This is a genomic window from Kaistia sp. MMO-174, assembly GCF_037147815.1.
Taxonomy (GTDB): domain Bacteria; phylum Pseudomonadota; class Alphaproteobacteria; order Rhizobiales; family Kaistiaceae; genus Kaistia; species Kaistia nematophila.
On the sequence record NZ_JBBCUO010000005.1, the window covers coordinates 271,566 to 295,529 of the forward strand.

A 23,964-nucleotide genomic window follows, 5' to 3' on the forward strand; every position below is an offset into this window, starting at 1 on the left:
GCGGAAGCGATATCACTCTCCCCGCACCCAAGGGGAGAGTGAAAAAATGCGGGCTGGAATTCTTGGTTTGGCCTTGGCCGGTTTGATGGCCTCGACGGCTGGCGCCTTCGCCGCCGACGTGGCGGTGCTGACGCCGTATCAGAGCTCGGTCGCCACCAACCAGATGATCAACGTGTTCCAGGACAAGGCCAAGACGGCCGGCTGGAACGCCACGGTGGTCGACACGCGCGGCGACATGGGCCAGCTCGCCAGCCGCATCGAGGACGTCGTCGCCGCCAAGGTCGCGGCGATCGTGCTCGTCAGCGTCGATCCGACCCAGATCCAGGACCAGGTCAATGCCGCCGCCGCCGCCGGCATTCCCGTCGTCACCATCGACGGCGCCAAGGCGCCGGGCGTCGTGCTCAACGTCACCTCGGACAATTTCGAGCTCGGCACCAAGCTGTCCGACTTCCTGTTCGGCAAGCTCGGCGGCAAGGGCAACATCGCCAAGTTCTACTATTCGGCCCATCCGGGCGTGCACCAGCGCGAGCTGGCGCTCGACGAGGCGCTGAAGAAGTACCCGGACATCAAGGTCGTCGCCGATCACTATGTCGTCGTGCCGGGCCCGGTCGACGATGCGCGCAAGACCACCGAGAACTGGCTGAAGAGCCAGGGCGACCAGATCGACGCGGTCTGGGCGGCCTGGGACGAGCCGGCGATCGGCGCGCAGCTGGCGATCGAGGCCGACAAGCCGGATTCGAAGATCATCATCGCCGGCATCGACGGCAATCCGCAGGCGGTCGAGCTGATCAAGTCGTGCTCGCACATCAAGGGCACGGTCAGCCAGGACTTCGACGCCATGGCCAGCCTCGCGGCCGAGGGCCTGACCGGCATTCTCGCCGGCAAGGCGCCGGAGAAGGCCGAGATCTACGCGCCGGCCAAGCTGATCACCCCGGAGACGCTGGGCGTCACCTGCCCGTGACATCGGATTCCTTTCTCGCGCTGGGCGGCCTCGTCAAGCACTTCGGCGCGACGAAAGCTCTCGATTCCGCCGATCTCGCGCTCCGCGCGGGGTCGGTGCATGCGCTTGTCGGCGAAAACGGCGCCGGCAAGTCGACCCTGATCAAGACGCTTTCCGGCCTCTACCAGCCCGATGCCGGCACGATCCGGCTGGATGGCGCGAACATTGCCATCGACGGCCCGCGCGCGGCCGAGGCGCTCGGCCTGCGCTTCATCCACCAGGAACTGAACCTGGTTCCGCATTTCGACGCCGTCGGCAATGCCTGGATCGGCCGCCGCCATCCGCGCCGCGGCCCGTTCATCGATCGCCGCGCCATGCGGGCGAAGGTATCCGAGGTGGCGGCGCGCATCGCCCCCGACCTGCCGCTCGACCGGCCGGCGGCGCGGCTGACGCCCGGCCAGCGCCAGATGGCGGAAATCGTTCGCGCGCTGATGGACCCCTGCCGTCTCGTCGTCATGGACGAGCCGACCTCGAGCCTGTCCGAGGGCGAGGCCGAGCGGCTGCACGCGATCGTGCGCCAGCTTTCGGCCGAGGGCTGCGCCGTTCTGTTCATCTCGCACCGGCTCGACGAGGTGCTCGACCTCTGCGACAGCTACACCGTGCTCAGAAACGGCCGCACGGTCGGCTTCGGCGCCGTCGCCGACACCAGCCGCGCCGGCCTGGTCGCGATGATGTCGGGGACTACGGGGGCGGGCTCTTCCACTCATTCACCTCTCCCAGGGGGCGAGGTCGGCCCGGAGGGCCGGGTGAGAGGGACAGGCCGCTCCGGCAACGCCGCAACCCCTCACCCGCCGGCTGCGCCGTCGACCTCTCCCGATGGGAGAGGTGAAAAGCCCGCGCTGGCCGCCGATCTCGCCTTCGGCCCGGGCGACGGTCGCGTCGCCCTTGCCGTGCGGCCGGGCGAGATCGTCGGCCTCTACGGCCTCGTCGGCGCCGGCCGTTCGTCGCTCCTGCGCACGCTCTGGGGCGCGACGCCCGGGCGGGGGCTGATCGCGATCGACGGCCAGGTGCCCGGGCATGGGCCGGCCGGCCGCATCGCCGCCGGCTGCGCCTATGTGCCCGAGGACCGCCGCCGCGAGGGCCTCGCCAATTCGCTCTCGATCGAGAGAAATCTTTCGCTGGCTCACCTTTCCGATTTTCGCGCGGTCCCGCGCCTTCCGGTCCCGTCGCGCTCGAAAATCCGAAAGTTCGCCGTCGCCACCGGCGCCCGTCTCCGCCTCGTCTCCGCCGGTCCGGACCGCTCGCCGGCGACGCTTTCCGGCGGCAACCAGCAGAAGCTGCTGTTCGGCCGCTGGCTCGGCCGCCCGATCCGCGCCCTCCTCGTCGACGAGCCGACGCGCGGCGTCGATGTCGGTGCCAAGGGCGAAATCCATGCCGAGATGCGCAGGATCGCCGCCGACGGCGCCGCCGTCCTGATGGCGACCAGCGACATCGAGGAGCTCCTCGCCCTTTCCGACCGCGTCCTCGTGCTCCATGCCGGTCGGCTGGTGGCCGAGCTCGACGGTTCCTCGCTCACCCGCGCGGCGGTCGTCGCCGCCGCCTTCGGCCATGCTCCCGACGAGCATCGGCCGCCCTCGGAACGCTCCGCATGACCTTCCTTCGCCGTTACGGCACGCTTCTGGCGCTGGCGCTGATCATCCTCGTCTTCGCCATCGCCTCGCCGCAGGCCTTCGGCTCGATGTCGAACCTCGTCAACATCACCCAGCAGATGGCGCTGCTCGCCATCGTCGCCATCGGCGCGACGCTGGTGATGGTGCTGGGCGAGTTCGACCTGTCCGTCTCGGCCGTCGTCTCCTGGGCCGGCATCGCCGCCGCCGCCCTGTTCGCGGCCGGCGTCGCCGTTCCCGTGGTGATGATCGTCGTCCTCGTCTCGGCGGTGGCGATGGGGGCCGTCTCCGGCTTCCTCGTCGCCCGCTACAAGGTGCCGAGCTTCATCGCGACGCTCGCCTTCGGCACGGTGATCGGCGGGCTGACCTTCTGGGTTTCCAACGGCGCCACGCTCTTTTCCGGCATCCCGGCCGGCTTCCGCGATCTCGGCCGCGGCACGCTTATGGGCGTACCCGTCCCGACGCTGTGGCTGATCGGCGTCGCGATCGTGTTCTGGCTGCTGCTCGACCAGACCGAGTTCGGCCGCCGGCTCTATGCGATCGGGGGAAATCGCGAGGCGGCCCGCCTCGTCGGCCTGCCGGTCCGGCGCGACATGGTCGTCGCCTTCGCGCTCTGCGCCGCGCTCGCCGGCCTCGCCGGCCTGCTGCTGACGGCCCGCCTCGGCAGCGCCCATCCGACCGGCGGCGGCGGCTACCTGCTGCAGGCCTATGCGGCCGTCTTCCTCGGCATGACGGCGTTCCGCGAGGGCGAGCCGAGCGTGCCCGGCACGCTGGTGGGGGCTGCGATCATCGCCGTCGTCTCCAACGGCCTCACCATCCTCGGCGTGCCGAGCTTCCTGCAGGACCTGCTGACCGGCGCGATCATCCTGGCCGCCGTGCTGGTGCGCAATTTCGGCCGCGACGGCGATTGAGGTTCGCTTCGGCCGCCTTATCTTCCGTCCGTTGCCTTCCGGCTGCTTCTCCCACCACGGACGCATTGCGATGAGACAGGACGTCGAGATCAAGACCGCCGACGGCGCCGCCAGCGCCGCCCTGTTCGCCCCGGCCGGGCCGAACGCTACCCCTTCTGGCGTCATCCTCTACATGGACGCCTTCGGCCTCCGGCCGGCGCTCTACGGCATGGCCGAGAAGCTGGCGGATGCCGGCTATTTCGTCCTCGTGCCGGACCTCTTCTACCGGTCCGCGCCCTATGGGCCGTTCGACACCAATGCCTTCAGCAACGAGACGACGCGGGTGCAACTGCGGGCGATGTTGCAGGCGACGACCCAGGCGATGACCGAGCGCGACGGCGCCGCCTTCATCGAGACGCTGACCGCGGCCGGCGCGACCGGTCCGATCGGCGCCGTCGGCTATTGCTTCGGCGGCGGCCGGGCGCTGACGGCGGCGGCGGCCTATCCGGACAGGATCGCGGCGGCGGCGAGCTTCCATGGCGGCAATCTCGCCAGCGACGCGCCCGACAGCCCGCATCTGCGCGCCGGCTCGATCCGGGCGCGCGTCTATGTCGGCGAGGCAGGCGTCGACGCGAGCTTCCCGCCGGCGCAATCGGCGAAGCTGGCCGAGGCGCTGCGCGAGGCCGGCGTCGACCACATCCTCGAGAATTATGTCGGCATGGCGCATGGCTGGGCGGTCAGCGATCACGGCGTCTATGACGAGGCCGGCGCGGCGCGGCACTGGAAGCGCCTGCTAGAGCTTTTTGGCGAGACGCTGCGCTAGAGCGCCCGCTTTCGCGGCGCTCAGGCCGGCTGGCTGCGGCGCTGCTGCCATTTCGAGCCGAACGCCGCGAGGCCGGCGCCGGCGACGACGAGCAGGGTGGCGGCGAGCAGGGTGAGGCTCGGCTCCGCCTGGCCGGTCAGCACCAGGATCAGCGTCGACAGCGGCGGCGCCGCATAGGACATGGCGCCGAGCAGGGCCAGCCTGCCATGCTTGGTGGCGTGGTCCCAGGCGACGAAGGCGGCGCCGATCGGGCCGATGCCGAGCGCGAGCAGCGACAATGTCGCGCCGGTATCGGGCAGGACGAATGTCTCGCCGATCGCGAGATGGCAGAGGCCCGCCAGCACGGCGACGAGGGCGCAGACGACGATCATCGGCTCGCTGCCCGGCGCGTTGATGCGGTTGTTCAGCACCGAATAGAGCGACCAGGTGAAGGCGCAGACGAGGGCGGCGAGATAGCCGGCCATCGCCGTGCCGCTCGCCTCGACCGGGCCGGGCCCGCCGACCAGAAGCAGCGTGGCGGCGAAGCCCAGGACGGCGCCGGCGACCTGCGGCAGACCGAGCCTGGTGCTGCCGCCGGGGATCAGGCCGGAGAACAGCACGATCAGGAGCGGCCAGAGATAGTTGATCAGGCTTGCCTGCGCCGGCGGGGCGAGGCGCAGCGCGGCGAAATAGAGCGCGTGATAGGCGAAGATCGCGACCGTGGTCAGGACCCACGCCCGGAGCGGCCATTGCCGCAGGCCGGCGCGGACGCCGGCCGGGCCGCGCATGGCGAGGAAGCCGGCCAGCGCCGCGACGGCGGCGATGGCGAAGGTGAGGCCGAGCGCCTCGAAGGTGGGAACGGACTTGCTGGCGCCGGTCAGCGCCGCGAGGCAGGCCCAGAGGCCGATCGCGGCGGCGCCGACCGCCGTGGCGGAGCCCGATTCCCGGTTCATCCTGCGTTGCGGACGGTGCCGGCCTTCGCGTCGATGGCGCCGAATTCGGTGACGAGCGGATGGGTCTGGTCGGGCGGGATCACCGCCTCGCCGCGGTCGAGGCCGATCGTCTTCATGCCGGCGGCGCGGGCCGCGTCCAGTTCCTTCGTGTTGTCGGAGAGGAACAGGATCTCGGCCGGGGCGATGCCGATCTCGCCGGCGATCGCGGTATAGGACGCCGCCTCGAGCTTCGAGCCGATGGCGGTGTCGAAATAGCCGGAGAAGAGCGGCGTCAGGTCGCCGGCATGGGTGAAGCCGAAGATCAGCTTCTGCGCCAGCACCGAGCCGGACGAATAGACGTAGAGGGCGAGGCCCTCGGCCTTCCAGGCCTCGAGCCCGGCGATGGCGTCGGGATAGATGTCGCCCTTCAGCACGCCGGAACGATAGCCGTCCTCCCAGATCATGCCCTGCAGCGCCTTGAGCGGCTTGGCCTTGCGGTCCTCCTCGATCCACCCCTGCAGCAGGGCGATCGTCGCTTCCGTGTCGAGATCGGGCCGTTCGGCCAGCGTGCGCGCCTCGGCCAGCGCGTCGGCGACTTCCGGGTCGGCCGCGTGTTCGGCGACGAAGCCGGCGAGGCGACTGCGCGCAAAGGGAAACAGCACGTCCTTGACGAAGGAGATCGACGAGGTCGTGCCCTCGATATCGGTCAAAATGGCGCGGATTTGCGGGGTCGACATCGATGGAGCCCTGATGGTTACTGGTACTTCCGCCTCTACTCGATTACGTGAGGGCGGTCATCCCATTTTCGGTCGCGGAGTTTTTGATGAAAGTCGACGGCGTATCCTATCGGTCGATCTGGCGCGATCCCTCCGAGACCACGGTCACCGTCGTCGACCAGACCCTGCTGCCGCATCGCTTCGATACGCTGAAGCTGATGAACGTCGCCGACGCCATCGACGCGATCAAGCGCATGGTGGTGCGCGGGGCGCCGCTGATCGGCGTCACCGGCGCCTATGGCTATGCGATGGCGCTGCGCGACGACCCGTCCGACGCCAATGTCGATGCCGCCTTCGACGCGATCAACGCCGCCCGGCCGACCGCCGTCAATCTGCGCTGGGCGCTCGAGATCCTGCGCCGCGAGATCCGCGACCTGCCCCCGGACGATCGCGCCGTCGCCGCCTATGTCGTCGCCGACCGGCTGCGTGCCGAGGACATCGAGACCAATGGCGCCATCGCCGAACAGGGCGCGCGGCTGGTGCGCGAGATCTACGAGGCCAATGGCCGCTCGCGCCCGGTCAACATCCTGACCCATTGCAACACCGGCTGGATCGCCTGCGTCGACTGGGGCACGGCCCTCGGCGTGGTCTACCGCGCCCATGACGACGGCATCCCCGTCCATGTCTGGGTCGACGAGACCCGGCCGCGCAACCAGGGCGCCAGCCTGACGACGTGGGAGCTCGGCTCGCATGGCGTGCCGCACACGCTGATCGTCGACAATGCTGGCGGTCACCTGATGCAGCATGGCCAGGTCGACATCTGCCTGGTCGGCGCCGACCGCGTCACCGCCTCGGGCGACGCCTGCAACAAGATCGGCACCTATCTGAAGGCGCTCGCGGCCAAAGACAACCACGTGCCCTTCTATGTCGTGCTGCCCGGCTCGACGATCGACTGGAACATGGAGGACGGCGTCGCCGAGATCGAGATCGAGGAGCGCGCCTCCGACGAGGTGACGCATATCTCCGGCGTCGCCGGCGACGGCTCGATCGTCAAGGTGCGGCTGGCGCCGAAGGGCACCAGGGTCGGCAACCCGGCCTTCGACGTGACGCCCGCCCGCCTCGTCACCGGCCTCGTCACCGAGCGCGGCGTCGCCGAGGCGAGCCGCGCCGGCCTGCTCGGTCTCTATCCCGAGAAGGCCTGATCAGGCCCGCTCGGCGGCGGGGCAGGGAGAAGGCTCCGCCTGTCGCGCCGGCGCCTTCATCGTCGCCAGCATCAGGACGAGCGCCGCCAGCTCGAACAGCGCGGCGGTCCAGCCGATCGCCGTGATCGAGACGAAATCGATCGCGAGCGCGCCGATCGCGGCGCCGGCCGCCGTGCCGAAATAGAGCGCCGACGAGTTCAGCGACAGCGACACCGCGGCGAGCGACGGCGCCAGGCGGACGAGCCGCACCTGCTGCACGGCCGGGAACGACCAGCCCGCCAGGCCCCAGACGGCGGCGATGACATAGGCGACGACGAGGCCGTGCCGGTTGGGCGCGAAGACCGAGACCAGCGACAGCGCGGCGAAGTTGATCGTCAGCGTCGCCAGCACGGCGGTGAGGAAGCGCCTGCCGTTCCAGCGGTCGGCGGCATAGCCGCCGATCAGGTTGCCGGCGGCGCCGCCAATGCCGGCCAGGAACAGCGCGCCGGCGACCATTTCCGGCGTCGCGCCGAAGATCTCGGTCATCAGGGCGCCGAAATAGGTGTTGATCGCGAAGATGCCGCCGAGCGTCAGGAAGGTCAGCGCCAGCACGATCAGGAGGTCGGGGCGGCGGACCATCTCGATGCGGGCGGCGAGCGAGACGCTGGCCGGCGCGCCGACGCGCGGCAGCGCGGCGAGGATGCCGACAAGGGCGATCGCCGCCAGCCCGGCGACGCCGAGGAAGGTGGCGCGCCAGCCGAAATGCTCGGCGACCAGCGTGCCGATCGGCACGCCGACGATGATCGACACCGTCATGCCCGTGTAGATGATCGAGATGGCGCGGCCGCGCTTTTCCGGCGCGACCATGGTCGCCGCCGTGCCCGAGGCGGACGGCACGAAGGCGGCGGCCGACAGCGCCAGCAGCACACGCGACACCATCAGCCAGAGATAGTCCGGCGCCAGCCCGGCGACGATGTTGGCGAGGCCGAAGGCGGTGATGGCGGCGGCGAGCAGCGTCTTGCGCGGCCAGTTGGCCGTCGCCACCGCGAGCAGCGGCGCCGCCACGGCGTAGACCAGCGCGAAGCAGGTGACGAGATGGCCGGCCGCCGCGACCGACACCTGCAGGTCGCCGGCGATCATCGGCAGGATGCCGGCGATCATGAAGCCTTCCGTGCCGATGGCGAAGGTGCCGAGCGCCAGCCAGATCAGGGAGCGAAGCATGGTGTTTTATCCAAGAGTTCAAAAACTGTTGGACAATATGGCGCGGCAATCGGAGGCGTCAAGCAAAGTTCAATAACTCTTGAACTGATTGGCCGCCACCTTTATGTCTCGTCCATGGCCAAGGACCTGTTTCACCCGCTCACCGAGCAGATCGATCTTTCCGCCGTGCTGGAGGCGCTGAGCGACCCGATCCGGCGCGACGTGGTGCAGCACCTGATGAAGGTTGGCGAGGACAGCTGCGGCGCGACCTCGGCCTTTTCCGGCCTGCCCAAGACCAACCTGACCTATCACCTCGCCAAGCTGCGCGAGGCCGGCGTCACCCGCGCCCGCATCGATGGTGCCAAGCGGATGATCTCGGTCCGCTTCGACGACCTCGAAGCCCGCTTCCCCGGCCTGCTGCCGGCGATCCTCGGTCCGAAGTCCTGACCGGCGCCTCCGGGCGTTGCCTTCCCGACGTTGAAGAGCCACGCGGCCCCGGCCGTCAGCGACCCTGGCGACGGATCTCCGTCGTGCCCTGCTGCACGGCGCCCCTCGGCGTCCGGCAGAAGCAGCGGTCGCCGACCTGCTCCAGCCGGCCGAGCGGGCAGGTGCCGAGCAGGGTGCGGCATTCGCTGCCGACCATCGGCCGGATCTGCGGACCGGCCGGCGTGCGCACGGTCGGCTGTGGCGCCGTGAACATCTTTGGCTGGCTGAAAAGATTGGGTTGCTGGAACAGTTGCGGCGTGTCGATGCCGCTGCCCGCGAGCGCCGGCCCTGCTGCCAAGCCGGCAAACATCGCCAGCGCGCCGAAAACGACGCTCCTGCGGAAGGATCTCGGCATCGAATCATCTCCTGGCGGCATCGGGGCGATCGCGGCCCGCTTCATCCTATCAGCGCGGCCGGCGCAGCACGAACGAACAAATCCGCCGGGCTTTCGATCGGGGAACGGCTATGTTAGGAAGGCCTCGATCAGCGTCGGGGGGCGAACGTCTCCACGCAAACAGGATAGTGCGCGGGCCCGCATTGTTAAGAGGCCGCGCCGAACAGAGGTAGATTGACGGCATGGCAGATCGCCCGTCGAGCTTCGACTATGAGGCTCTGCTCGCCTGCGGGCGAGGGGAATTGTTTGGCGAAGGCAATGCGCAATTGCCGCTGCCGCCCATGTTGATGTTCGACCGCATCACGTCGATCAGCGAAGAGGGCGGCGAGTATGGCAAGGGCCACATCCGCGCCGAGCTCGACGTCAATCCGGATCTCTGGTTCTTCCAGTGCCACTTCAAGGGCGATCCGGTGATGCCGGGCTGCCTCGGCCTCGACGCCATGTGGCAGATGCTCGGCTTCTTCCTCGGCTGGAGCGGTTCGCCCGGTCGCGGCCGCGCGCTCTCGACCGGCGAGATCAAGTTCTCCGGCATGGTCGTGCCGAGCGTCAAGAAGGTCGAATACGGCGTCGACCTGAAGCGCGTTCTCCGCTCCAAGCTGGTGCTCGGCATCGCCGATGGCTGGTTGAAGGCGGATGGCGTCACCATCTACCGCGCCAAGGACCTGCGCGTCGGCCTGTTCCAGGGCGAGGCGACACCTGCCGTCGGTTGATGGCGGGGCCGGCCCGTGCGGGCCGGCCGGTCATGGCCGAACGTTAGAATTCAGGAAGGACACCGAGCGATGAAGCGGGTCGTAGTGACCGGGACGGGTATCGTCTCCTCCATCGGCAACAACACCCAGGAAGTGCTGGCGAGCCTGCACGAGGCCCGGAGCGGCATCACCGCCGCCAAGGACTTCGCCGAGCTCGGCTTCCGCTGCCAGGTGCAGGGCATGCCGACGCTGGATCCGGCCGAGGTCGTCGACCGTCGCGCCATGCGCTTCCACGGCGGCGGCACCGCCTGGAACCATGTCGCCATGGAGCAGGCGATCCGCGACGCCGGCCTCGAGGAGAACGAGGTCTCGAACGAGCGCACCGGCATCATCATGGGCTCGGGCGGCCCGTCGACCCGCGCCATCGTCGAGGCGGCCGACATCACCCGCTCCAAGGGCCCGAAGCGCGTCGGTCCGTTCGCGGTGCCGAAGGCGATGTCGTCGACCGCCTCCGCCACGCTCGCGACCTGGTTCAAGATCAAGGGCGTCAACTATTCGATCTCGTCCGCCTGCGCGACCTCCAATCATTGCATCGGCAACGCCTATGAGATGATCCAGTACGGCAAGCAGGACGTGATGTTCGCCGGCGGCTGCGAGGAGCTCGACTGGACGCTCTCCGTGCTGTTCGACGCCATGGGCGCCATGTCGTCCAAGTACAACGACCGCCCGGCCGTCGCCTCGCGCCCCTATGACAAGAACCGCGACGGCTTCGTCATCGCCGGCGGCGCCGGCGTGCTGGTGCTGGAAGAGCTCGAGCATGCGAAGGCCCGCGGCGCCCGCATCTATGGCGAGGTCGTCGGCTACGGCGCCACCTCGGACGGCTACGACATGGTCGCCCCGTCTGGCGAGGGCGCCATCCGCTGCATGCGCCAGGCGCTTTCGACCGTGAAGGGCCCGATCGACTACATCAACCCGCACGCCACCTCGACGCCGGCCGGCGACGCCCCGGAAATCGAGGCGATCCGCACCGTGTTCGGTTCCGGCGACAAGTGCCCGCCGATTTCCGCCACCAAGGCGCTGACGGGCCATTCGCTCGGCGCCACCGGCGTGCAGGAAGCGATCTACAGCCTCTTGATGATGAACAACCGCTTCATCGTCGAATCGGCGCACATCGAAGAACTGGATCCGGCCTTCGCCGACATGCCGATCGTGCGCAAGCGCATCGACGACGCGAAGATCGATACCGTACTCTCCAACTCCTTCGGCTTCGGCGGCACGAACGCCTCGCTGGTCTTCCAGCGCTACGTCGCCTGAGACACAACAAGAACAAGGACGATCGAATGACGGCACCAATCAGCAACCTGATGAGCGGCAAGCGCGGTCTCATCATGGGTGTCGCCAACGATCATTCGATCGCCTGGGGCATCGCCCGGACGCTGGCCGCGCATGGCGCCGAACTCGCCTTCACCTATCAGGGCGAGGCCTTCGGCCGGCGCGTCAAGCCGCTGGCCGACGCTGTCGGCGCCAAGCTGCTGCTCCCCTGCGACGTCGAGGACCTCGCCTCGGTCGACAGCGTCTTCGCGGCGCTGGAGAAGGAATGGGGCAAGATCGATTTCATCGTTCATGCCATCGGCTTCTCCGACAAGAACGAGCTGAAGGGCCGCTACGCCGACACGACGCGCGACAATTTCGTGAAGACGATGGTGATCTCCTGCTTCTCCTTCACGGAGATCGCCAAGCGCGCCGCGACGCTGATGAAGGATGGCGGCTCGATCCTGACGCTGACCTATGGCGGCTCGACCCGGGTCATGCCGAACTACAACGTCATGGGCGTCGCCAAGGCGGCGCTTGAATCGTCGGTGCGCTACCTCGCCATGGATTTCGGCGGCGACAATATCCGCGTCAACGCCATCTCGGCCGGCCCGGTCCGCACGCTCGCCGGCTCCGGCGTCGCCGATGCGCGCATCATGTACAATTACCAGAAGAAGAATTCGCCGCTGCGTCGCACGGTCTCGCTCGACGAGATCGGCGGCTCGGCGCTCTACCTGCTGTCCGAACTCGGCGCCGGCGTCACCGGCGACGTGCATTTCGTCGATTCCGGCTACAACATCGTCTCGATGCCGCGACTGGAAGAGCTGAAGGTGCACGAGGCCAATGCCGAGGCGAACAACCCGCAGGCGGTCGAATAGGCTTTTCGGCCCTCCCGACGATTTCAAAGGGCGCCCCCGCGGCGCCCTTTTCTGTTTTTGGGGGTGGCTGTAGGCGGCGAGACACGGCTTGCCCTTGCGGTCATCCCGGTTGCGTCCGCGTGTGAACCGGCCATGGATCCCTGCTTTCGCAGGGATGACGGCGAGGATGGGTCGTGCAATCTTGGGTGCATGACACCTTGCGTGTACATCCTCGCCAGTGCCCGAAATGGAACGCTCTACATCGGCGTGACAAGCAATCTGCCTCAGTGGATCTGGCAGCACCGGGAAGGTTTGCTGGAGGGCTTCACGCGTCGCTACGGGATCAAGACGCTGGTTTAGTTCGAGGTGCATGACACAATGGAATCGGCCATCCGTCGCGAAACGCAGATGAAGCTTTGGAAGCGGGACTGGAAGATTGAATTGATCGAACGTGCCAATCCGGACTGGCTCGATCTCTACGGCGAGATCTCGTTGTAGTCCCACCCTCGCCGTCATCCCTGCGAAAGCAGGGATCCATGTTGATCGCGCGCTCCGCCTTTCCAGCCGCATCTTCGCGAGAACCTTGTCCCCACTGGCACGAACGCCCATCCCCCTCTATGACGGCAGCCATGCTGCCCGTCGACGATGCCCTTCCCGAATTGAAAGCCGCGCTGGAGCGCGGAAACAGCGCCGTGCTGGTGGCGCCGCCCGGCGCCGGCAAGACGACGCGTGTGCCCCTGGCGTTGCTCGACGCGCCCTGGCGGGAGAATCGCCGCATCCTGATGCTGGAGCCGCGCCGGCTCGCCGCCCGCGCCGCCGCCCGCCGCATGGCCGAGACGCTCGGCGAGGATGTCGGCCAGACCGTCGGCTACCGCGTCCGGCTGGAGAAGAAGGTCTCGGCGAAGACCCGGATCGAGATCGTCACCGAGGGCGTGTTCACCCGCATGATCCTCGACGACCCCGCGCTCGACGGCGTTGCCGCCGTCATCTTCGACGAGTTCCACGAGCGCAGCCTCGATGGCGATCTCGGCCTGGCGCTGGCGCTCGACGCGCAGGCCGGCCTGCGCGAGGACCTGCGCCTCCTCGTCATGTCGGCGACGATCGACGGCGCCCGCGTCGCCCGGCTTCTCGGCGACGCGCCCGTGGTCGAAAGCCTCGGCCGCATGTTCCCGGTCGAGACCCGGCATGGCGGCCGCGATCCCGCCCGCCGCATCGAGGACGACGTCGCCGACGCGGTGCGCCGCGCGCTCGCCGCCGAGGCCGGCAGCCTGCTCGTCTTCCTGCCCGGCCAGGCGGAAATCCGCCGCGTTGCCGAGCGGCTGGAGGGGCGTGTCGGGGCCGATGTCGAGATCGCGCCGCTCTATGGCGCGCTCGACTTTTCCGCGCAGGACCGCGCCGTCCGACCCGCCGCGCTGGGCCGGCGCAAGGTCGTGCTGGCGACCTCGATCGCCGAAACCTCGCTCACCATCGAGGGCGTGCGCGTTGTCATCGATTCAGGTCTTGCCCGCGCGCCGATCTACGAGCCGGCGACGGGGCTGACCCGGCTCGAAACCCGTCGCGTCTCGCGCGCTTCGGCCGACCAGCGGCGCGGCCGCGCCGGCCGCACCGAGCCCGGCGTCTGCTACCGGCTCTGGGAGGAGGGGCAGACGGCGGCGCTCGCGCCATTCGACAGGCCGGAAATGCTGGAGGCGGACCTGGCGCCGCTGGTGCTCGATCTCGCCAACTGGGGCGTCGCCGATCCCGGTCAGCTCGCCTTCCTCGATCCGCCGCCGAAGCCGGCCTGGGAGGAAGCCGTCGCGCTGCTCTCCCGGCTCGACGCCCTCGACGCCGATCGCCGCCTGACCCGGGAGGGCGAGGCGCTCGCGCGTCTTGCCGTCAGCCCGCGCCTCGGCCACATGCTGCGCAAGGGGGCGGAGCTTGGGCTCGGCGGGCTTGCCGGCGCTATCGCCGCCGTGCTGTCCGAAACCGGTCTTGGTGGCAACGACACCGACCTGCGCGAGCGGCTGCGCCGGCTCTATGCCGCCCGCGATCCCAGGAGCCGGGATTCGCTGCAGCTCGCCTCGCGCTGGGCGCGCGATGTCGGCGCGCGGCCCGATGACGGCCGCGATACCCCGGAGGAGGCTGGTCTGCTCACCGCCTTCGCCTTCCCGGATCGCATCGCCATGGCGCGCGGCGCGCCGGGCGCCTTTGTCATGGCGAATGGCCGTGGCGGCGTTCTCGAAGCGTCCGATGCCCTGTCGCGCGAACCCTTCCTCGCGATCGCCAGCCTGCAGGGCGCGGCGGAAAAGGCCCGCATCCTGACGGCGGCGCCAATCACGCTCGCCGAGATCGAGGCGAATTTCGCCAGCCTGATCACCGAGGAGGAGGGCGTCGCCTTCGATCCGCAGACCGGTTCCGTCCGTGGCCGCAGCGTGCGACGGCTCGGCCGGCTGGTTCTCGCCGACCGCGCCAGCGGCAAGGTTTCCGACGCGGCGGTGCAGGCGGCGCTGCTCACCGAAATCCGCCGGCGCGGCGTCGCTGACCTGCCCTGGGAAAAGACGGCCGAACAGTTCCGCGCCCGCATTGCCTTCCTGCATGCGCGGTTCGGTGATGATTGGCCGGATGTCTCGGATGAAGCGCTGGCCGAAACGCTTGCAGACTGGCTGGGGCCGTTTCTGAGTGGCAAGCGCCGGCTCGACGCGGTGACGCCGGGCATCCTGCATGAGGGGCTGGTAAGCCTCGTTCCGTGGGCCAGGCGCGCGCAGATGGATCGCCTCGCGCCGACCCATTTCGATGCGCCATCCGGCTCGCGCGTGCCGATCGACTATTCGAACGAGAACGGCCCGGTGCTGGAAATCCGGGTGCAGGAACTGTTCGGTCTCGATCGCCACCCGGCCGTTGCCGATGGCGCCGTGCCGGTGACGGTGACGCTGCTGTCGCCCGGCCACCGGCCGATCCAGATCACGAAGGATTTGCCCGGTTTCTGGCGCGGGTCGTGGAAGGACGTGCGCTCCGACATGCGCGGTCGCTATCCCAAGCATGTCTGGCCGGATGACCCGCTGACCGCGCAGGCGACGGCGCGCGCCAAGCCGCGCGGGACGTGACGTCCCAACAGGGCGCGTTGAGGGACTCGGAATCGCCATGCTGCTGTGGGCATGCTGGACAGATCCGAATCATCCCGGCCGCCGTGGAAAGGAACGACCATGAAGATTGATCCCGTCGCCATCGATGCGGCCGTCACCAGGGATGCGCTCTTGGTCAGCCTCGCCGATGGCCGCGAACTGGCGACCCCGATCGACTGGTTTCCCCGCCTCGTCGGCGCCACCCGCGCCGAGCGCGAGAATTGGCGATTGACCGGTCGCGGCGAGGCGATCCACTGGCCGGACCTCGGTGAGGACATCGAGATCGCGAGCCTGCTGCGCATCAGCTGAGGCTTTTCGCGGGAGACCTTCCCGATGGGCGCAGGACACTGTCCCACGCTCGCGTCATCCCCGCGAAGGCGGGGATCCATTCATCCGGGTTGTCGTCGCAAGAGAACGGTTCGGGCTTCCCTGGGCTCAGGCGGCATGGATCCTCGCCTTCGCGAGGATGACGGAGTCCGGGTGCTCTCCGCCTGAGGCGGCCAAAAGCCCTCGCCCGCTTGCGGGAGAGGGTTGGGTGAGGGGCTTCGCCGGTTGCCGCCTATTTGTGCCAGCGGCGGCCTTCGGTGACGACGCCGAACAGGTCGGGGTGGCGGGCATAGGCGGTGATGCCGGCCAGCGCCGGTTCGGGATGGACGACGACCGAGGTCGGCATCCGGTCCATCAGCGCGCCATGCGGAACCTTGTCGATGAAGGCCTCGCGAAATCCGCTCTCGGCTAGAAAGGGCGCGATCTTGGCGGCGATGCCGCCGGCGAGGAACACGCCGCCGCGCGCCATGAAGACCAGCGCCAGATTGCCGGCGAGCCGGCCGAGATGCACGCAGAAGAGCTCGAGCGCCTCCTCGGCCACGGCGTCGGAGCGCTCGATCGCCGCCGCGGTGATGCCGGAGGGATCGTCGAAGCGCGGCGCCACGCCATTGGCGGAGGCGACGGCGCGGTAGAGGCGTAGCAGGCCGCTGCCGCAAAGCAGCGTCTCGCCCTCGATGCGGGCGAACGGATCGGTCTGCTGGTGCGGCCGCTCGATATGCGGCCAGATCGCGAAGTCGCGCGCGCTCACCGGGGCGAGGTCGATATGTCCGCCTTCGCCGGGGACCGGCAGCCAGGCGCCGTTGGCGTGGATCAGCGCCGCGGCGCCGAGGCCCGTGCCGGGGCCGACCACCACCTGGGCGGCATTGGCGAGCGGCGCGCCGCTGCCGATCGACACCAGGTCGTCGCCGGCGAGCGCCGGCAGCGACAGCGACAGCGCCTCGAAATCGTTGAGCAGGATCACCTCGTCGATGCCGAAGCGGGCGATCATGCGCTTCGGCTCCACCACCCAGTGGCAATTGGTCAGCGGCACGCGGTCGCCCTGGATCGGCCCGGCCAGCGCCAGCACGGCCGAATGCGGCGTCACGTCCGGCGGCAGCACGGCGGCGATCGCGTCGTCGATGGTGGCGAAATCGGCCGTCAGCACCGTCGGGAAGCGGATGACCCGGCCCGTCTCGTCAGGAACCAGCGCGAAGCGGGCATTGGTGCCGCCGATGTCGCCGATCAGCGTCGGGAACGGAACGAAGGCGCGGCTCGGTGTTGTCGTGGTCATGGTGCCTTGGTCTGGGCTGAGCGGTCGCAGGAGAGGTCGAGGCAGGCGTCAGGTGGTCTGCAGAAAGGCGTCGGGGTGGGCGATCAGAAGGTCGGCCGTGGCCCGGTTCAGGGCCATCGGGATGTCGTAGAGCGCACCAAGCCGCATCAGCGCCTTGACGTCAACGTCATGCGGCATCGGCGTCAGGGGATCGACGAAGAAGATCAGGCCCTTGACGCGGCCTTCGGCGATCAGGGCGCCGATCTGCTGGTCGCCGCCGAGCGGCCCGCTCTTCAGCCGTGTCACCGGCAGGTCGGGCGCGGCGGCGAGGATGCGGCTGCCGGTGGTGCCGGTGGCGTAAAGATCGAATTCGGCAAGCTTGTTCTGGTGCGAGACGGCGAAGGCGACGAGATCGTCCTTCTTCTTGTCGTGGGCAACCAGCGCCAGGGCCGGGCGGATCGTCATTGGCAGTCTCCATGCGGTCGTCCGGACCGGTCCGCCAGTGATAGAAAAATCGGGGTCCGAGGAAAAGCCGAAAGTGAGGCAGGGCGACAATTTGATTGGGGCATCCGCGGGTCGGCGTTTCTTTGATCAGTTGTATAAAAAAATGTCGCCGCATAATCTGAGAGTCAGGATCCGTCTCGTTTGCAGGGGTGGCGGATCGACGGGGCCTGAATAAAGAAAGCGCATGAAATTTGCCGGTCCCCGTGCGAAATAGAAAAAGGAACCGCCGCTTGGCCGCGGCGTCAGGGGAACTCTCGGCCGGGCGGGAAACGCCGGTCGAATTGGCTTCAAGAGGAGAGAGCTAGCATCATGATCCGTAAGTTCATCGGGGCGGCCGTCGTTGCGCTCATGGCCACGGGCGCGGCCTCGGCGGCTGACGTCAAGCCGGCCATCGTCTATGGCACCGGCGGCAAGTTCGATAAGTCCTTCAACGAAGCCGGCTACAACGGCTCGGAGAAGTTCAAGGCAGAGACCGGCATCGACTACAAGGATTTCGAGCCGCAGAACGACACCCAGGGCGAGCAGGCGATCCGCAATTTCGCCAAGCGCGGCTACAACCCGGTCGTGGCGCTCTCCTTCGCCTGGACCGACGCCATCGCCAAGGTCTCGAAGGAATTCCCGGATACCCAGTTCGTGCTGGTCGACTCCGTCGTCGACGCGCCGAACGTTCGTTCGGTTGTCTTCGCCGAGGACGAGGGATCCTATCTCGTCGGCGTGCTCGCCGGCCTGAAGTCGGAATCGAAGAAGGTCGGCTTCGTCGGCGGCATGGATATCCCGCTGATCCGCAAGTTCGGCTGCGGCTACGTCCAGGGCGCCAAGGCGGCCGGCGCGACCGAAGTGTTCCAGAACATGACCGGCACCACGGGCGCCGCCTGGAACGACCCGGTTCGCGGCGGTGAACTCGCCAAGTCGCAGATCGACCAGGGTGCGGACGTGATCTACGCCGCTGCCGGCGCGACCGGCCTCGGCGTGCTGCAGACGGCCGTCGACGCGGGCAAGCTCGGCATCGGCGTCGATTCCAACCAGAACCACCTGCACCCCGGCAAGATCCTGACCTCGATGGTCAAGCGCGTCGACGTCGCCGTGCACAACGCCTATGCCGACGTCAAGGACGGCAAGTTCACCGCCGGCACCCAGCAGCTCGGCCTGAAGGAAGGCGGCGTGGACTGGGCCTTTGACGACAACAACAAGCCGCTCGTCACCGACGACATGAAGGCCGCCGTCGAGAAGGCCAAGGCCGACATCATCTCGGGCGCCGTCAAGGTGCACAACTACATGACCGACGAGAAGTGCCCGGGCTAAGCCCGCGCCTCTCCTGAGACAAAGGCCGCGATGCCGGAGCGATCCGGCGTCGCGGCTCTTCGATCCATGCGGCCGGAAGCGCGGTCGTTCCTCTCGGCATTGAGGGCGGCGGCGACGCCGGACAAGGGGCATCCCGGTGGAGCAGCGGCTCCGCGCCGGGTACGGAGGTCCGGCCCCGGATCCGGTCACGGCGATGATTGGTTCGGCCGCCTTCGCGCGAAGGCGCAGCCGTTTCGGGGCCCCTGAATGACAGCTTCGACCCTGGATGCAACGCCCGCCATCGAGCTTGTCGGCATCGACAAGCGCTTCGGGCCGGTCCACGCCAACAAGAACATCCATCTCTCCGTCGCCAAGGGCTCGATCCACGGCATCATCGGTGAGAACGGCGCCGGCAAGTCGACGCTGATGTCGATCCTCTACGGCTTCTACCATGCCGACAGCGGCCAGATCCTGGTCGATGGCAAGGAGATCCGCATCACCGACAGCCAGACCGCGATCCGGGCCGGCATCGGCATGGTCCACCAGCACTTCATGCTGGTCGAGAATTTCTCCGTCCTCGAAAACGTCATGCTCGGCGTCGAGGGCGGCGCGCTGCTGAAGGGCGGCGAGACCGCCGTGCGCAAGGCGCTGCAGCAGATCGAGCGCGAATACGGGCTCGACGTCGACCCGGACGCGATCATCGAGGAACTCCCCGTCGGCAAGCAGCAGCGGGTCGAGATCCTGAAGGCGCTCTATCGCGGCGCCGAGGTGCTGATCCTCGACGAACCGACCGGCGTGCTGACCCCGGCCGAGGCTGATCACCTGTTCAAGATGCTGGCGCAGCTGAAGGCGCAGGGCAAAACCGTCATCCTGATCACGCACAAGCTGCGCGAGATCATGGCGATCACCGACACCGTCTCGGTCATGCGGCGCGGCGAGATGGTCGCGACCCGCAAGACCGCCGAAACCACCATGCCGGAGCTGGCCGAGCTGATGGTCGGCCGCCGCGTGCTGCTGCGCGTCGAGAAGAGCGAGGCGAAGCCCGGCCCGGTCGTGCTCGCGGTCGAGAACCTGACCGTCAAGGACGGTCGCGGCGTCACCATGGTCGACAACGTCTCGTTCGAGGTGCGCGCCGGCGAGATCGTCGGCATCGCCGGCGTCGCCGGCAACGGCCAGTCGGAGCTGCTCGAGGCGATCGCCGGCATCCGCAAGCCGTCGTCCGGCCGCATCCTCCTGAACGGCGAGCCGGTCGAGCATGTCGACCCGGCGCAATTGCGCAAGAAGGGCCTCGCCCATGTGCCGGAGGACCGGCACCACATGGGCCTGGTGCTCGCCTTCGAGGAGAAGGAAAACTCGATCCTCGGCTACCAGGACGATCCGAAATATCTGAGAGGCCCGTTCCTCGACATCGACGCCATCCGCAAGGATGCGGTCGAGAAGATCGAGAAATACGACATCCGCCCGGCCGATCCGCGCCTGAAGACGGCGAATTTCTCCGGCGGCAACCAGCAGAAGATCGTGCTGGCGCGCGAGATCGAGCGCGACCCGGCCTGCCTGCTGGTCGGCCAGCCGACGCGCGGCGTCGACATCGGCGCCATCGAGTTCATCCACAAGCGGCTCGTCGCGCTGCGCGACCAGGGCAAGGCGATCCTGCTCGTCTCGGTCGAGCTCGACGAGATCCGCTCGCTGTCGGACCGCATCCTCGTCATGTTCGCCGGCACCATCGTCGGCGAGCCGGACGCCCATGCCGACGAGCAGGAGATCGGCCTGATGATGGCCGGCATCGGCCGGGAGGCGGCGGAGTGATGGCGTTTGTCGCATCTCGCGAACGGCTGCTGCTTTCACCTCTCCCACGGGGAGAGGTCGGCCCGAAGGGCCGGGTGCGGGGTTCAAGCCTCACCGGGAAGATCGCAACCCCTCACCCGCCGGCTTTGCCGTCGACCTCTCCCTCTGGGAGAGGTGCAGCTACCACCACGGCCCACCACCCGGAAGCACACCCATGAGCGTCCCACTCGGAACCCTGCCGCGCTGGGTCAATTTTGGCCTGCTGCCGCTTCTCAACGTCGCCGTGGCCTTCGCCCTTTCCGGCCTCGTCGTGCTGTTCATCGGCGAGAACCCGATCGAGGCGGTGAAATACCTCGTCCAGGGCGCGCTCGGCGATGGCGAGGGCATCGCCTTCACCCTCTACTACGCCACCAATTTCATCTTCACCGGCCTCGCGGTCGCGGTCGCCTTTCATGGCGGCCTGTTCAACATCGGCGGCGAGGGCCAGGTCTATCTCGGCGGTCTCGGCGTCGCCTTCGGCGCGCTGGCGCTGGACCGGATCATGCCCTGGTACATCACCGCCGTGGTGGCGACGGCCGGCGCCTTCGCCTTCGGCGCACTCTGGGCCTTCATCCCGGCCTGGCTACAGGCGAAGCGCGGCAGCCACATCGTCATCACGACGATCATGTTCAATTTCATCGCCGCTGCGCTGATGGTCTACCTGCTGGTCAACGTCATCAAGCAGCCCGGCAACATGTCGCCGCAGACGCGTCTGTTCGAGGAAGGCGGCCAGCTGCCGAAGCTCGGCTGGCTGATGCAGGTGTTCGGCCTCGACATCGGCGCGGCGCCCTTCAACGTCTCGTTCCTGATCGCGCTGATAGCGGCCTTCGCGGTGTGGCTGCTGATCTGGCGCACCCGCTTCGGCTACGAGATCCGCACCATGGGCACCAATGCCACGGCGGCGGTCTACGCCGGCATTCCCTATGTGAAGACCGTCGTCGTCACCATGCTGATCTCCGGCGGTCTCGCCGGCATGATGGCGTTGAACCCGGTGATGGGCGACGCCGGCAAGCTGCAGATCGATTTCCCCGCCGGCGCCGGCTTTGTCGGCATCGCGGTCGCGCTGATGGGCCGCTCGCATCCGGTCGGCATCATCATCGCCTCGATCCTGTTCGGCGTGCTCTACCAGGGCGGCGCGGCGCTCGCCTTCGACATGCCCAACATCTCGCGCGAGGTGATCATCCTGATCCAGGGCCTGGTGATCCTGTTCGCCGGCGCGCTGGAGCACATGTTCCGCCCCGCCCTGATCGCGCTTTTCGCGCCCAAACCCAAGGCGGCGGCCCCGGCCGCCCGCGCGGCCTGAGGAGCGATCATGGACTTCGCCGATCTGATCCAGATTCTCGCCGCCACGGTCCGCCTTTCCGTGCCGCTGATCTTCACGGCCCTCGCCGGCCTCTATGCCGAGCGTTCCGGCATCTTCGACATCGGTCTTGAAGGCAAGATGCTGTTCGCGGCCTTCTCCGCCGCCTCGGTTGCGACCGTCACCGGCTCGGCCTGGCTCGGGCTCTTCGCCGGCATCCTGACCGGCGTGCTGCTCAGCCTGCTGCACGGCTTCGCCTCGATCACCCAGCGCGGCAACCAGATCATCTCGGGCGTCGCGATCAACTTCATCGCCTCCGGCCTGACGATCCTGCTCGGCAATGCCTGGTTCGGCCAGGGTGGCCGCACGCCGCAACTGCCCAATTCGGCGCGCTTCACCGAGATCACGCTGCCATTCGCTGCCGATATCGCGCCGATTCCGGTCCTCGGGCCGATCTATTCCGGGCTGATCTCGGGCCAGAATATCCTGGTCTATCTCGCCTTCCTGGCGGTGCCCTTCACCTGGTGGGTGCTCTACCGCACGCGCTTCGGCCTCCGCGTCCGCGCGGTGGGCGAGAACCCCGGCGCCGTCGACACGGCCGGCATCTCTGTCGCCTGGCTGCGCTACCGCGCGCTGATCTGCTGCGGCATCCTCGCGGGTTTCGCCGGCACCTATCTGTCGGTGGCGCAGTCGGCGAGCTTCATCCGCGAGATGTCGGCCGGCAAGGGCTATATCGCACTCGCCGCCCTGGTCTTCGCCAAGTGGAAGCCGCTCAACGTGCTTCTGACCTGCCTGCTGTTCGGCTTCCTCGACGCCGCCTCGATCCGCCTGCAGGGCATCATCCTGCCGGGCATCGGCGAAGTGCCGGTGCAGCTGATCCAGGCGTTGCCCTACATCCTGACCGTCATCCTGCTCGCCGGCTTCATCGGCAAGGCGATCCCGCCCAAGGCCGGCGGCGTACCCTATGTGAAGGAGCGCTAGAATGGACGACCAGATCAAGGCGGACCTGTTCGAACGAGCCCAGGCCGTTCGCATCAACGCGCATGCGCCCTATTCGAAGTTCATGGTCGGCGCGGCGGTGCTGACCGAGGACGGCAGCGTCTATGTCGGCGCCAATGTCGAGAACGCCAGCTATCCCGAGGGTTGGTGCGCCGAGACCTCGGCGATCGGCCAGATGATCGCCGCCGGTGTGCCAGGCGAGGGCCGCCGCATCGCGGCCGTCGTCGTCGTCGCCGATCGCGTCGATGGCGGCATCGTCTGCACGCCCTGCGGCGGCTGCCGCCAGCGGCTGAAGGAATTCTCGCATCCGAAGACGCAGATCCATTGTTCGGACCCGACCGGCAAGGGCCAGGATTTCACCATGGCCGAGCTGCTGCCGGCCGGCTTTTCCATGGACGAGCGGTTCTGATGTCGGCGCTCCGGGACGACGGCCGCGCCGCGGCCGCCGTTGTGCGCGAGCGGCGCGATGCGCCTTATCGCCTTGGCATCGTGCTCGGCTCCGGCCTTGGCCCGCTGGCCGACGCGGTCGTCGACGCCGTCCGCATCCCCTATGCCGAGTTGCCCGGCATGCCCCTCTCGAAAGTCTCGGCCCATGCCGGCACGCTTGTCGCCGGCAGGCTCGAGGGCGTCGACGTGCTCGTCTTCTCCGGCCGCTCGCACTTTTATGAATCCGGCGATGCGGGCGTCATGCGCAATGCCATCGGCATGCTGCAGGCGCTCGGCTGCGAGGGCGTGATCCTGACCAATGCCGCCGGCTCGCTCCGGCCCGAAATGGGGCCGGGTTCGCTGATGATGCTGGTCGACCACATCAATTTCTCCGGCGGCAACCCGCTGATCGGCGAGGAGACCGACGCCCGCTTCGTCGGCATGTCGACCGCCTATGATCTCGTCTGGCGCGCGAGCCTGGAGCGCGCCGCCAAGCGCGAGGCGATCGATCTGGAGAGCGGCGTCTACATGTGGTTCTCCGGCCCGTCCTTCGAGACGCCGGCCGAGATCCGCATGGCGCGCATCCTCGGCGCTGACGCCGTCGGCATGTCGACCGTGCCGGAGGCAATCCTGGCGCGCTTCTTCGGGCTCCGTGTCGCCGCCGTCTCCAACATCACCAATCTCGGCGCCGGCATGGCGGCGGGCGAGCTGTCGCATGAGGAGACTAAGGAGATGGCTCCCCTCGGCGCGAAGAAGCTCGAGAAGATCATCCGCCGGTTCCTCAGGGATCTGGAGGACTGACGAAGAGGGCCTCCATCTCTCCCATGGGGAGAGGTCAGCCCGCAGGGCCGGGTGAGGGGGGCAGGCTTCTCCGGAGAGATCGCAGCC

General features: G+C 68.3%; 24 protein-coding genes. 18 read left to right on the forward strand and 6 right to left on the reverse strand.

Annotated features, from left to right (window positions below; all coding sequences use genetic code 11):
• The first annotated feature begins 85 nt into the window (after window positions 1–85).
• From WFK98_RS19120 to WFK98_RS19135, 4 genes are all read left to right on the forward strand, one after another.
• A complete protein-coding gene (locus tag WFK98_RS19120; RefSeq protein WP_336801326.1) occupies window positions 86–961 on the forward strand; it encodes a sugar ABC transporter substrate-binding protein in 876 nt (291 codons plus the stop codon).
• The gene (locus WFK98_RS19125; RefSeq protein ID WP_336801327.1) at window positions 958–2,592 is read left to right on the forward strand and encodes a sugar ABC transporter ATP-binding protein; all 1,635 of its coding nucleotides are present in this window, start codon (window positions 958–960) and stop codon (window positions 2,590–2,592) included. The genes WFK98_RS19120 and WFK98_RS19125 overlap by 4 nt, the downstream gene beginning before the upstream one ends.
• On the forward strand, window positions 2,589–3,518 hold the full coding sequence (locus tag WFK98_RS19130; RefSeq protein WP_336801328.1) for an ABC transporter permease: 930 nt from the start codon (window positions 2,589–2,591) through the stop codon (window positions 3,516–3,518). The genes WFK98_RS19125 and WFK98_RS19130 overlap by 4 nt, the downstream gene beginning before the upstream one ends.
• A gap of 70 nt (window positions 3,519–3,588) precedes the next feature.
• Entirely contained in the window at window positions 3,589–4,320 is a 732-nt protein-coding gene (locus WFK98_RS19135) for a dienelactone hydrolase family protein (RefSeq protein WP_336801329.1), read from the forward strand.
• A gap of 20 nt (window positions 4,321–4,340) precedes the next feature.
• Here WFK98_RS19135 and WFK98_RS19140 read toward each other — a convergent pair whose 3' ends face one another.
• Both WFK98_RS19140 and mtnC read right to left on the reverse strand, forming a co-directional pair.
• A complete protein-coding gene (locus WFK98_RS19140) occupies window positions 4,341–5,252 on the reverse strand; it encodes a DMT family transporter (protein WP_336801330.1) in 912 nt (303 codons plus the stop codon).
• The gene (gene mtnC / locus WFK98_RS19145; RefSeq protein ID WP_336801331.1) at window positions 5,249–5,968 is read right to left on the reverse strand and encodes an acireductone synthase; all 720 of its coding nucleotides are present in this window, start codon (window positions 5,966–5,968) and stop codon (window positions 5,249–5,251) included. Before mtnC ends, WFK98_RS19140 begins: the two co-directional genes overlap by 4 nt.
• Before the next feature lie 86 nt (window positions 5,969–6,054).
• On the opposite strand from mtnC, the gene mtnA reads away from it, so the two are divergent.
• The gene (mtnA, locus tag WFK98_RS19150) at window positions 6,055–7,149 is read left to right on the forward strand and encodes an S-methyl-5-thioribose-1-phosphate isomerase (protein ID WP_336801332.1); all 1,095 of its coding nucleotides are present in this window, start codon (window positions 6,055–6,057) and stop codon (window positions 7,147–7,149) included.
• Here the strand turns inward: mtnA and WFK98_RS19155 are convergent, their stop codons facing one another.
• Window positions 7,150–8,349, reverse strand: coding sequence for an MFS transporter (locus WFK98_RS19155; protein WP_336801333.1), 1,200 nt, complete (start codon window positions 8,347–8,349; stop codon window positions 7,150–7,152). It abuts the gene before it with no gap.
• A 114-nt stretch (window positions 8,350–8,463) separates the two neighbouring features.
• Between WFK98_RS19155 and WFK98_RS19160 the strand changes: the two genes are divergently transcribed.
• Window positions 8,464–8,775: an ArsR/SmtB family transcription factor gene (locus WFK98_RS19160; protein WP_266336789.1), complete on the forward strand. Its 312-nt coding sequence runs from the start codon at window positions 8,464–8,466 to the stop codon at window positions 8,773–8,775.
• 55 nt (window positions 8,776–8,830) lie between these two features.
• Here the strand turns inward: WFK98_RS19160 and WFK98_RS19165 are convergent, their stop codons facing one another.
• Window positions 8,831–9,169, reverse strand: coding sequence for a hypothetical protein (locus WFK98_RS19165; RefSeq protein WP_336801334.1), 339 nt, complete (start codon window positions 9,167–9,169; stop codon window positions 8,831–8,833).
• Window positions 9,170–9,390: 221 nt separating this feature from the next.
• Between WFK98_RS19165 and fabA the strand changes: the two genes are divergently transcribed.
• The 6 genes from fabA to WFK98_RS19195 all read left to right on the forward strand — a co-directional run bounded on the left by fabA (window position 9,391) and on the right by WFK98_RS19195 (window position 15,475).
• Window positions 9,391–9,918: a 3-hydroxyacyl-[acyl-carrier-protein] dehydratase FabA gene (gene fabA, locus WFK98_RS19170; RefSeq protein ID WP_266336791.1), complete on the forward strand. Its 528-nt coding sequence runs from the start codon at window positions 9,391–9,393 to the stop codon at window positions 9,916–9,918.
• A 69-nt stretch (window positions 9,919–9,987) separates the two neighbouring features.
• Window positions 9,988–11,211, forward strand: a complete 1,224-nt coding sequence (gene fabB, locus WFK98_RS19175; protein WP_266336792.1) for a beta-ketoacyl-ACP synthase I — start codon at window positions 9,988–9,990, stop codon at window positions 11,209–11,211.
• 26 nt (window positions 11,212–11,237) lie between these two features.
• Window positions 11,238–12,086, forward strand: a complete 849-nt coding sequence (gene fabI, locus WFK98_RS19180; RefSeq protein ID WP_266336793.1) for an enoyl-ACP reductase FabI — start codon at window positions 11,238–11,240, stop codon at window positions 12,084–12,086.
• A 189-nt stretch (window positions 12,087–12,275) separates the two neighbouring features.
• Complete coding sequence (locus tag WFK98_RS27400; RefSeq protein WP_442907466.1) at window positions 12,276–12,425, forward strand: GIY-YIG nuclease family protein; 150 nt, start codon at window positions 12,276–12,278, stop codon at window positions 12,423–12,425.
• A 269-nt stretch (window positions 12,426–12,694) separates the two neighbouring features.
• Entirely contained in the window at window positions 12,695–15,148 is a 2,454-nt protein-coding gene (gene hrpB / locus WFK98_RS19190) for an ATP-dependent helicase HrpB (protein WP_336801335.1), read from the forward strand.
• Window positions 15,149–15,247: 99 nt separating this feature from the next.
• Window positions 15,248–15,475 (forward strand): DUF2442 domain-containing protein, encoded by a 228-nt coding sequence (locus WFK98_RS19195; protein ID WP_336801336.1) that lies wholly within the window; start codon window positions 15,248–15,250, stop codon window positions 15,473–15,475.
• Between the two features lie 250 nt (window positions 15,476–15,725).
• On the opposite strand, the gene glk is transcribed toward WFK98_RS19195, so the two are convergent.
• Both glk and WFK98_RS19205 read right to left on the reverse strand, forming a co-directional pair.
• On the reverse strand, window positions 15,726–16,763 hold the full coding sequence (gene glk / locus WFK98_RS19200) for a glucokinase (RefSeq protein ID WP_266336797.1): 1,038 nt from the start codon (window positions 16,761–16,763) through the stop codon (window positions 15,726–15,728).
• Between the two features lie 48 nt (window positions 16,764–16,811).
• A complete protein-coding gene (locus tag WFK98_RS19205) occupies window positions 16,812–17,207 on the reverse strand; it encodes a methylglyoxal synthase (protein WP_266336798.1) in 396 nt (131 codons plus the stop codon).
• A gap of 348 nt (window positions 17,208–17,555) precedes the next feature.
• Between WFK98_RS19205 and WFK98_RS19210 the strand changes: the two genes are divergently transcribed.
• The 6 genes from WFK98_RS19210 (at window position 17,556) to WFK98_RS19235 (ending at window position 23,877) form a co-directional block, all read left to right on the forward strand.
• Complete coding sequence (locus WFK98_RS19210) at window positions 17,556–18,548, forward strand: BMP family lipoprotein (RefSeq protein ID WP_336801337.1); 993 nt, start codon at window positions 17,556–17,558, stop codon at window positions 18,546–18,548.
• Window positions 18,549–18,794: 246 nt separating this feature from the next.
• A complete protein-coding gene (locus tag WFK98_RS19215) occupies window positions 18,795–20,333 on the forward strand; it encodes an ABC transporter ATP-binding protein (RefSeq protein ID WP_442907458.1) in 1,539 nt (512 codons plus the stop codon).
• Between the two features lie 193 nt (window positions 20,334–20,526).
• Window positions 20,527–21,654 (forward strand): ABC transporter permease, encoded by a 1,128-nt coding sequence (locus tag WFK98_RS19220; protein WP_336801338.1) that lies wholly within the window; start codon window positions 20,527–20,529, stop codon window positions 21,652–21,654.
• Between the two features lie 9 nt (window positions 21,655–21,663).
• A complete protein-coding gene (locus WFK98_RS19225; RefSeq protein WP_266336801.1) occupies window positions 21,664–22,632 on the forward strand; it encodes an ABC transporter permease in 969 nt (322 codons plus the stop codon).
• A gap of 1 nt (window position 22,633) precedes the next feature.
• A complete protein-coding gene (cdd, locus tag WFK98_RS19230; protein WP_266336802.1) occupies window positions 22,634–23,059 on the forward strand; it encodes a cytidine deaminase in 426 nt (141 codons plus the stop codon).
• Window positions 23,059–23,877, forward strand: coding sequence for a purine-nucleoside phosphorylase (locus tag WFK98_RS19235; protein WP_336801339.1), 819 nt, complete (start codon window positions 23,059–23,061; stop codon window positions 23,875–23,877). Before cdd ends, WFK98_RS19235 begins: the two co-directional genes overlap by 1 nt.
• The last annotated feature ends 87 nt before the right edge of the window (window positions 23,878–23,964 follow it).

Coding starts and splice junctions, on each gene's coding strand:
- WFK98_RS19120 (WP_336801326.1), top strand. CDS start 86: ATGGCCTCGACGGCTGGCGCCTTCGCCGCCGACGTGGCGGTGCTGACG.
- WFK98_RS19130 (WP_336801328.1), top strand. CDS start 2,589: ATGACCTTCCTTCGCCGTTACGGCACGCTTCTGGCGCTGGCGCTGATC.
- WFK98_RS19135 (WP_336801329.1), top strand. CDS start 3,589: ATGAGACAGGACGTCGAGATCAAGACCGCCGACGGCGCCGCCAGCGCC.
- WFK98_RS19140 (WP_336801330.1), bottom strand. CDS start 5,252: ATGAACCGGGAATCGGGCTCCGCCACGGCGGTCGGCGCCGCCGCGATC.
- mtnC (WP_336801331.1), bottom strand. CDS start 5,968: ATGTCGACCCCGCAAATCCGCGCCATTTTGACCGATATCGAGGGCACG.
- mtnA (WP_336801332.1), top strand. CDS start 6,055: ATGAAAGTCGACGGCGTATCCTATCGGTCGATCTGGCGCGATCCCTCC.
- WFK98_RS19155 (WP_336801333.1), bottom strand. CDS start 8,349: ATGCTTCGCTCCCTGATCTGGCTGGCGCTCGGCACCTTCGCCATCGGC.
- WFK98_RS19160 (WP_266336789.1), top strand. CDS start 8,464: ATGGCCAAGGACCTGTTTCACCCGCTCACCGAGCAGATCGATCTTTCC.
- WFK98_RS19165 (WP_336801334.1), bottom strand. CDS start 9,169: ATGCCGAGATCCTTCCGCAGGAGCGTCGTTTTCGGCGCGCTGGCGATG.
- fabA (WP_266336791.1), top strand. CDS start 9,391: ATGGCAGATCGCCCGTCGAGCTTCGACTATGAGGCTCTGCTCGCCTGC.
- fabB (WP_266336792.1), top strand. CDS start 9,988: ATGAAGCGGGTCGTAGTGACCGGGACGGGTATCGTCTCCTCCATCGGC.
- fabI (WP_266336793.1), top strand. CDS start 11,238: ATGACGGCACCAATCAGCAACCTGATGAGCGGCAAGCGCGGTCTCATC.
- WFK98_RS27400 (WP_442907466.1), top strand. CDS start 12,276: ATGACACCTTGCGTGTACATCCTCGCCAGTGCCCGAAATGGAACGCTC.
- hrpB (WP_336801335.1), top strand. CDS start 12,695: ATGCTGCCCGTCGACGATGCCCTTCCCGAATTGAAAGCCGCGCTGGAG.
- WFK98_RS19195 (WP_336801336.1), top strand. CDS start 15,248: ATGAAGATTGATCCCGTCGCCATCGATGCGGCCGTCACCAGGGATGCG.
- glk (WP_266336797.1), bottom strand. CDS start 16,763: ATGACCACGACAACACCGAGCCGCGCCTTCGTTCCGTTCCCGACGCTG.
- WFK98_RS19205 (WP_266336798.1), bottom strand. CDS start 17,207: ATGACGATCCGCCCGGCCCTGGCGCTGGTTGCCCACGACAAGAAGAAG.
- WFK98_RS19210 (WP_336801337.1), top strand. CDS start 17,556: ATGATCCGTAAGTTCATCGGGGCGGCCGTCGTTGCGCTCATGGCCACG.
- WFK98_RS19215 (WP_442907458.1), top strand. CDS start 18,795: ATGACAGCTTCGACCCTGGATGCAACGCCCGCCATCGAGCTTGTCGGC.
- WFK98_RS19220 (WP_336801338.1), top strand. CDS start 20,527: ATGAGCGTCCCACTCGGAACCCTGCCGCGCTGGGTCAATTTTGGCCTG.
- WFK98_RS19225 (WP_266336801.1), top strand. CDS start 21,664: ATGGACTTCGCCGATCTGATCCAGATTCTCGCCGCCACGGTCCGCCTT.
- cdd (WP_266336802.1), top strand. CDS start 22,634: ATGGACGACCAGATCAAGGCGGACCTGTTCGAACGAGCCCAGGCCGTT.
- WFK98_RS19235 (WP_336801339.1), top strand. CDS start 23,059: ATGTCGGCGCTCCGGGACGACGGCCGCGCCGCGGCCGCCGTTGTGCGC.